The following is an 8,328-nucleotide window of genomic DNA, read 5'->3' as shown; positions in this document are numbered from 1 at the left end:
CAAGATTGGCTAGGTGATACACGCTTTACACTCATTGCAATTGGTGTAGTACTTGTTTGGAAGGGTGTTGGATACTACATGATTATCTATCTTGCATCACTTCAGAGTATTTCAGCTGATGTATTAGAGGCTGCTCAAATCGATGGCGCAGGTCCATGGCAGAAGTTTACAAAGATTACAATGCCACTTATCAGTGGAGCTTTCACAGTAAACTTTACACTTTCACTTATCAATGGCCTTAAAATCTTTGACCAAATTAACGTAATGACAGATGGCGGACCAGGTTTTACATCTGAAACTCTTGTATATCTACTTTACAAAGTAGGATTTAATGAAGGTCGCCAAGGCTTTGGTACTGCTGTGGGAATTGTACTATTATTCCTCATCCTAATACTAAACGGCGCACAACAGAAATTCTTGAAATCAAGGGAGGTACAGCTCTGATGAAAGAAAAGGTCAAACACAACTATAAACCATATGAATGGGCACTATTAGTCCTTACTGCTGTTATTGCAATCATCATGATTTATCCAGTGCTGTTTGCACTTATGAGTGCATTTAAGAGTAATGGTGAAATCCTTAAGAACCCAGCAGCTCCTCCTACAGCACTTTATTTTAAGAACTTCGTAGATCTATTCCAAATGAGTGATTTCGCAGGTGCGATCATCAATACAATTTTCTTAACAGTCTTATCTGAGGCTCTTATCATTTGTGTTGTTCCAATGGCAGCATTTGCAATTACACGTGACCATTCAAAGAAATCATCATTTTTCTACACCTTCTTCATCTCTGGTATGATGATTCCATTCCACCTCTATATGTTCCCACTTTTCAAGGAACTAAAGATGTTCGGAATGTTTGGAAACTTCATTGGACCTATCATGATTTATATTTCAGGTTCAATTGCTTTTGGTTCCCTTCTTTATTGTTCATTCTTGAAGGGCGTTCCTCTAGAGCTAGAAGAAGCAGCAATGCTTGATGGTTATAACAGATTCCAAATCTTCTGGCGCATCACATTCCCTCTTCTTGGACCATGTAATGCATCTATGATTATTCTAAACGGACTCAATATTTGGAACGATTACCTAATGCCTTACCTTGTCCTTCCTAGTGGAAAGGCTAAGACTATTACAGTTGAAATCGCGGGCTTCGTAGGTCAGTTTACTGCTAGATGGGATATTGTATTTGCTGGAACATTAATTTCAATGATTCCTGCAATCATCATCTTCGTTGCATTCCAAAAGTACTTCGTAAAGGGTGTTACTGCTGGTGCAACAAAGGGTTGATAATGAAAGCTTTGCTTCCATATCCAACCCAAATAGAAAAAGAAGTTAGAGTCATCATCCTCAGTGACATTGCCAATGAGGCTGATGACCATGCTGCAGTAATTCAGAGTCTTCTTACTCCTATTTTTGATGTAAGGGGCATTGTTGCCGTTCATTTTGGAGAGGAAGGCTCTATGGAAAAAAGCTTTTTGGAAGGAAAGAGAATACTATCTGCTCTTAAATATACAAACAAAATCTTAATTCCTGGTGCAGTTGGAATAAACAGTACATCATCAAAGGGAGCTGAATTAATAGTTGAAGAAGCTCTTAAAGATGATAAAAGAAAGCTCTATGTCTTAGCTTTAGATGCACTTACCGATGTGAAAATTGCATTATCCCTTAACCCTACAATATGGGATAAATTCACTTTGATATGGATTGGAGGTGAAGGCTACCCAAAGGGTGGCTGGGAGTATAACTTAAGTCGTGATGTAAATAGTGCACGAGAAGTGTTTTCTTCTTTGCAAAATATATGGCAAATACCTCGTCCTGTATACTCAACAATGGGAATTACAATTTCTAATCTATATGCAAAGCTAAAAGGGAAAAGTGCAGTTCATGATCTTATTTTAAACAGAATTATAGATTGGAATATGCTTCCTTCTGGTGCATATAGAAGTGGAGATGCTTGGACCCTTGGTGATAGTCCTGCCCCTGGAGTTCTAATTTATCCTCATCAATATTGTTATGAGAATGTTCCTAGAATGACAATTGAACAAGACATGAGATATAAAACGCTGGATGGAGAATTAATAACAAGGGTATATACAAAGCTTTATCCAAACTTAATTTTTGAGGATTTATTTTCTAAGTTGGAACTTTTTTCACGTGGATTAATCGAATTCGTTTAAACTTAATAAAAAGGAGGAAAGAGATGGTCAAAGTAAGAAAGAAAATATTTGTGAGGTTCACAATCATTGCAATCCTCCTTGGCTTATTGCCGATGATTTTAGTTGTTATCGGACTTTTCTCCGCGATGGAAAATCAATTTACCCGCGTTATGAGTGGTAATTACCTTCAGATGGTTTCTGCATTAGAAGATCGTTTTGAGAATTCTTTTAAAAACTATGATTCACTTACAAAGCTTACATATTACTATACAACACCATCTGATAATGTCTTTAGTATAAAAAACTTCTATTCAACTGCATTTAAAGATGTACTTAATAGAGGAAACACATCAGATGTCGAAGCCTTTTTAAATAACATCCTTAACTTTGATAGCTCGGTTAAAGGTACTCATTTTATATCAGAAGATGGTGACTATCATGTGGACCGTATTAACACCTATATATCAGATAAACAATCATTTAACGATATTATAATGACAGATGTATATGATTCTTCTTCTAAAAATTTAATGTTATATCCTCCTCATGATACCCACTATTTCCCAGGTAATATAGCAACTACCTTTACTGTTGCTAGAAACTATTTTGATACTACCGGGAGTATTGTTAATCCCGAATATATAGGAACACTTTATATCGATGTAGATATAGAGGCTTTAAGGCGAATCGCTGAATCATACACCCCTACAAATGGTGAAACAATAGTTTTTATGGTTAATGAGAAGTGCTGGATAAGTAGTGATCCAAGTCTTGAGGGAAAGATTTTTGATCCTGCATCCCTTATAAAGAAAGGCGATATGATGTTCTATGATACCGATGATAGGTATGATATGGGTACATACATTATAGTAACTCACTCCGCACTTTTCTCATCTGTAAGTATCCTTTACTCCTTCTCATGGGTTCTACTTGCTATTTCTGCAGTCCTATTCGTAGGAGGAATGGTAGTTCTTTCAAATCGTCTCTCAAAGCCTCTTAATGGCATGATGAAGGAGATGAAGAGACTTGAAAAAGGTGATTTCGATATCTGCCTTCCTGTAGACAGTGAAGATGAAATAGGGGTGCTTTCAAAACGCTTTAATGAGATGATTCTCTCTCTTAATGAATATGTCGATAAGGTATATCGTTCTCAGCTTAGTCAAAAGGAAGCAGAGTGTACTGCATTAAAGAGCCAGATTTATCCTCACTTCTTATATAACACATTAGAAGTAATTAGAATGACAGCAATTAGCAATAACGATGAAAAGGTTGCGTTAATGATAGAATCTTTATCTGAGCAGATTCACTATCTTATTGGACCTGTTAATGATTTTGTTCCACTATCTAAGGAAATTGATATAGTTGAAAAGTATATTTTCCTCCTTAATTCTAGAATTAGTGGTCACATTGATTTATCAATTCCAGCTTCAGAAACAAAGTTAGAGGTTCCAAAACTTATTTTGCAACCTATTGTAGAAAATGCATACATACATGGTATTAAACCAAATGGTGGATATGGCCGTATTGTTATTGAGGTAGAAAGAAAAAGCACTAAAGCCCTAATAAGAATTATGAATAATGGTGTTGGTATGAATGCTTCGGAACTTGAAGCACTATGGATAAGACTAAAAAGCGATGAGCCTGGGGTCAGAGATGAATATAACTGGAAGAGTATTGGGCTTAAGAATGTTTATGATAGACTTCGCTTAATTTATGGTGAGGGCTTTGGGCTTGATATTGAAAGTCTAGTTGATGTTGGAACAGTAGTTACAATTACAGTTCCTGATAAAGAGTATGAGGGAGATGAGTTAAAATGATAAGACTAATTATGGCAGATGATGAACCATTCATCCTTGCAGGACTTGAGCATTTAATGGATTGGAAAGGTCTTGGAATTGAGATAGTTGGATCTTATCTTGATGGTAGGAGTGCGTTAGAGGGAATTTTAACTTTAGAACCAGATATTGCACTTTTAGATATCTCAATGCCAGGTTTTAGTGGGCTTGAATTACTAGAACGCATTGAAGCTGATAATCTTAAAACTGAGGTTATTTTCATCAGTGGCTTCCAAGAATTTGATTATGTACGTTCTGCGCTTTTACATGGTGCATTAGACTACTTAGTAAAGCCAGTTGTAAGAACTGAACTTTTGAAATCACTTTCGCGTGCAAAGTGCTTTTCAGAAAGTATTAGCAGTGAAAATACTGAGAGTAGAGTACCTGTATATGCTCCATTCTTTCGTGACCATAAAGCTCCTTATGTATTGGTTCGTTCAGGTGCACCTGATAGTGAATCAACTTCCCTTGATAGGCTTAAAACCTTTTCTTTTCTTGAGCGCCTAAGGTCAAAGATTGAACTATCTGGACGAGGTTTTGTATTTCGTAACGCAGATGATGATTTTATCCTTTTTTCAGGTATGTCTAGATTATCAACACTTGTTTATATGAAGGAGTGTGGAGAGGAGATTTATAGAAAGAATTCAGTTAGAATCTGCTCTGTAATAAGTGAGGAGTTTACTTCCATACTTGATATGGAGAATATGATAATTAAGTGTCGTGAGGCTTACTCCTGTTCCTACTATGCCTCATTCTTCTCTCTCTTTGAATATCTTATACCTGAAAAGGAAGTTGCTACCTCTTCTGTTGAAGTTATGAAGTGGCGAGAAATGCTATCTGCTGCAATTTTGTCACTTGATGAAGAACGAATTAATGATTGTTGGTCTTCATTTATTACAGAGGTAGCAAGCTTACGGGAAAGTAGAAGAGATGAAGTTGTCTTCTGCTTTTGTAACTGTTTAAGACTAATATTAGATAAGCTTGCTGATTCAAAGTTAATAATAGAAGAACCTGATTTAAGTGCTCTAATGGAAAAAGGTAGAGAGGTGAAGAGCTATCTTGAGCTCACTGAGCTATTTAAAAAGGAAATATTTTCAATTCATCATCAACTACTCGAATTAGCAGGCCAAAAGAAGACAAAGGAATATCTTGTCGCACTTGAGTATATAGAAGAACACTATATGGAACAAATTGGTCTTAAGCAAATTGCAAATCTTGTTGGAATGAATACATATTATTTTTCTGCATACTTTAAGAAGAATACTGGTGAAAACTTTAAGGATTACCTAAGAAATGTGCGTCTTAAGCATGCTGTCTCATTGATGATTAGTACAGATATGAGTGTTACTGAAGTTGCTCAAGCAGTTGGATACCCTGATGTAAGAACATTTTCAGATGTATTTCAAAGGGTATATAACGAAAAGCCTAGTGCTTATATAAAAAGGGTAAGGGGAAAATGATAAAAACAAAAAATGGATGCTTTAAAAGTATCTGGTTTGGAAACTTCTATCGTCCAGCTTTTGACGATGAAACTTTCGTATATAATACTCTTTCATCACTTAAAGAAACGGGATTTACCTCTGTTTTACTAGATAGTAAAGCTTGGGAGGATTTTTCTCAGCGCTTTAAAGGAAAGCCTGCAAGTGATTACGTTAGAATGCAGGAATACATGGAGAAAACTTGCAAGGAACTAGGACTAAGCTATGAGTTTTTATCTTTATACTTAAATGGGGATAATCTTTATCCTAACATTAGGTTTTCACCTCCAATTTATGGGGAAAGTATTACAGCTAGAGATGGCTCTGATGGAAAGTGGTATCGCTACTGGTCTACTAAGGCAAAGGACTCAATGACAGAGCATGTAAGAGGCCTTATGAAACTATATGGAGATGGCGTAACAGTAGTTGAGGGTGAAAATCTAAATGGTAAGGTAATGGTCTCAATGTGGGACCCAATTGTTGCCCCATCCTTTGATAAAGATGGAAATGATCGTTATGTTTCTTATCTTAAAACAATTTATAAAACGATTGATGAATTAAATAGTGCCTATGAAACAAATTACATTTCATTTGATGAACTAGATATTCATGAACTATGGTTTGAAGGTGTTCCTCACACTGAGTGTGAGAAGCACATGCGCTATGATAATAGAAGATGGCAGCGAACTGAACTTGTTCTCTACTTTAAAGATATGAAAGAGCGCCTTCATAAGGTCGATCCTAAACTATTATTAGTTCCTGACTTAACTCAATGGGGATATTTCTTAACTCTTGATGGAATAAAGATAGCAGGTGCTATGCTCTCAGATCTTTGGGATACAGCAAATAGGGGAATCGATTTATACTATCTTTCAGATTATGTAGATATTACACACTTTATTTCAGTTCCTGTAACTCCATCTACCGATAGTGAAGCATATGTTACTTCATATCATCACAGCATGATGAGAGTAATGAATAGAAATCGTGACTTTTTAGGAGGTATATATTTTGGTAGATACCTCTATAACGATATCTATAGAACTCTAACACCATCAGAGATAATTGGAACAATTGCAGCATCTGGTGCAGGTGGATATTATGCATATGGTATTTGCGGGCTTGATGATGGAGGCCTTATGCACCGTATGGATGATTACTTTAAATGTGATTTAAAGGTGGCAAATCAGTGGCTCGATAAAGTGCTTCCATTAACAGGAAAAAGATTAAAGAGTGAAGTAGCTTTACTTTTCCCATCTCAAATGGCACTTTGTGAGGATTACTCAATGAAGGGGGAAGATCGTCGTCTTGATTCTCTAGGATGGTACCGTCTTCTTTCTGATTACACTATAACTACAGATGTTATTGATTTAAAAAGCTTCTTAAAGTACTCTGATGATTATCCAATTCTCATCTTACCTGAAGATAGTATGTACACATTTGAACGTGATATAGCTGGTGAAGAAGGTCTTAGAGAATATGTAAAAAAAGGTGGAGTAGTAATTCACTCTCCTGGAAGTAAGCTTGCTGAATGTGTATTTGATATTAAAGCAGAGGAAGTAGAACCTTCTCCTGTCCTCTTTAATGAAAAAGCATTAATAACAACAACGATGTATCGTTCCTTTAAGGATGGAGAAGCAATTGCTTCATACACACTTAATGGAAAGAATGCTGTAGTAAAGAGAAAATATGGTGATGGAATAATAATTTCTCTTGGTTTTGACTATGGATTATCTTATGCATCAAAAGCTATTCCTCATGTACCTCTTAAAGAGAAAAATAATCAGCTTTATCCACTTTCACTTCTAAAAGAGTGTCCTTTAAGCCCGTATTTTGAAATGGCATTGGGCCGAGATGTTAAGTTAGAGCGTGATATTGAAATTGTACCATTTGAAAATGGAAAAATCATAGTAAACCATAGATCCTATCCATACACAATAACTGATGAAGGTAAGATATATGGTCCTTATGGTGATAGCAATATAATACCACCTCATTGTTCTGCATTTGTTGAATATTAATTTAATGGGAGCAGTATTGTAGATTTTTTTTAATTAATGTTGAAACTGTTGTGTTGATGTCAAGGCCGAACATAACTAATTAAAAAATCCTAATAATATAAGGCTTTTTCGAAATATATCGTTGAATAGTTGGGTATAAATCGAGAAAGCCTTTTGTGGCAATTTACTGCCTTTTGCGGCATTCCAGGAGGAAAAAACAGTGATTAAGATACTTTTCGTGTGCCATGGCAATGATGAATCTAGAGGTTCAAGACCATAAGTAAACTGCGTCAGTTCGTAGCTTTACTATGCAGATTGTGACCGCAGACGATGGGAATTACTACCGAAATACTATTTTTTGACAGGATTTAATGAAGAGTAATTTCGATTGCATCGAGATTGATACTTTCTGGGATTCCTATTCGCTTGGAGTTTATGGAATACTTTTTTATAAGCTTGGCTATTTCCTTCAAAATATTGCAGGATTGCTCTGTTTCATCTATCTTTGCCAGAAGATAAGCGATAATCAAAAGAATGTTATATAGGCGCTTATGGTTTGCATTTTCGTCTGCAGCGGCAAAGAGTTCTGTATACTTTTGGTCTTCTAGCTTTTGAGGTGCCATAAGAGAAATGGTGAAAATCCTGTTCCATAATCTAGCCTGATGGGCACAGGTGTTTCGAACTAACGCAATGGTTCTAATCCAGGATGTGTAGATTTTTGCAGACACGCCGAAATGCTTGGCAATCTTTTTCTTCAGAGATTCTTTTAAGTGCTTGTCATACCAGACGGATAGTTCTCCCAAGCTCATCAGCTCTACCATCATCCAAATCGGAGGTAATTCTTCTTTGTATGTTTCTTT

7 protein-coding genes are annotated in these 8,328 nt (G+C 36.0%); 6 read left to right on the top strand and 1 reads right to left on the bottom strand.

Features of this window, described 5'->3' with window-relative positions:
• The 6 genes from SOY52_RS09050 to SOY52_RS09025 all read left to right on the top strand — a co-directional run.
• On the top strand, window positions 1-444 hold a 444-nt coding region (locus SOY52_RS09050; RefSeq protein WP_320848633.1), incomplete at its 5' end, for a sugar ABC transporter permease.
• A complete protein-coding gene (locus SOY52_RS09045; RefSeq protein ID WP_320848632.1) occupies window positions 444-1,286 on the top strand; it encodes a carbohydrate ABC transporter permease in 843 nt (280 codons plus the stop codon). The genes SOY52_RS09050 and SOY52_RS09045, both read left to right, overlap by 1 nt.
• Window positions 1,287-1,288: 2 nt before the next feature.
• On the top strand, window positions 1,289-2,176 hold the full coding sequence (locus SOY52_RS09040) for a hypothetical protein (RefSeq protein WP_320848631.1): 888 nt from the start codon (window positions 1,289-1,291) through the stop codon (window positions 2,174-2,176).
• Window positions 2,177-2,199: 23 nt separating this feature from the next.
• Window positions 2,200-3,972, top strand: coding sequence for a sensor histidine kinase (locus SOY52_RS09035; protein ID WP_320848630.1), 1,773 nt, complete (start codon window positions 2,200-2,202; stop codon window positions 3,970-3,972).
• The gene (locus SOY52_RS09030) at window positions 3,969-5,450 is read left to right on the top strand and encodes a response regulator transcription factor (RefSeq protein WP_320848629.1); all 1,482 of its coding nucleotides are present in this window, start codon (window positions 3,969-3,971) and stop codon (window positions 5,448-5,450) included. The genes SOY52_RS09035 and SOY52_RS09030 overlap by 4 nt, the downstream gene beginning before the upstream one ends.
• Window positions 5,447-7,489 (top strand): hypothetical protein, encoded by a 2,043-nt coding sequence (locus SOY52_RS09025; protein WP_320848628.1) that lies wholly within the window; start codon window positions 5,447-5,449, stop codon window positions 7,487-7,489. Before SOY52_RS09030 ends, SOY52_RS09025 begins: the two co-directional genes overlap by 4 nt.
• Before the next feature lie 347 nt (window positions 7,490-7,836).
• Here the strand turns inward: SOY52_RS09025 and SOY52_RS09020 are convergent.
• The coding region (locus tag SOY52_RS09020) for an Abi family protein (RefSeq protein ID WP_320848627.1) at window positions 7,837-8,328 on the bottom strand (492 nt) is incomplete at its 5' end.

This window comes from Bullifex sp., from assembly GCF_034103065.1.
Taxonomy (GTDB): Bacteria; Spirochaetota; Spirochaetia; order Sphaerochaetales; family Sphaerochaetaceae; genus Bullifex.
This window is presented reverse-complemented; position numbering and strand designations above follow the sequence as displayed.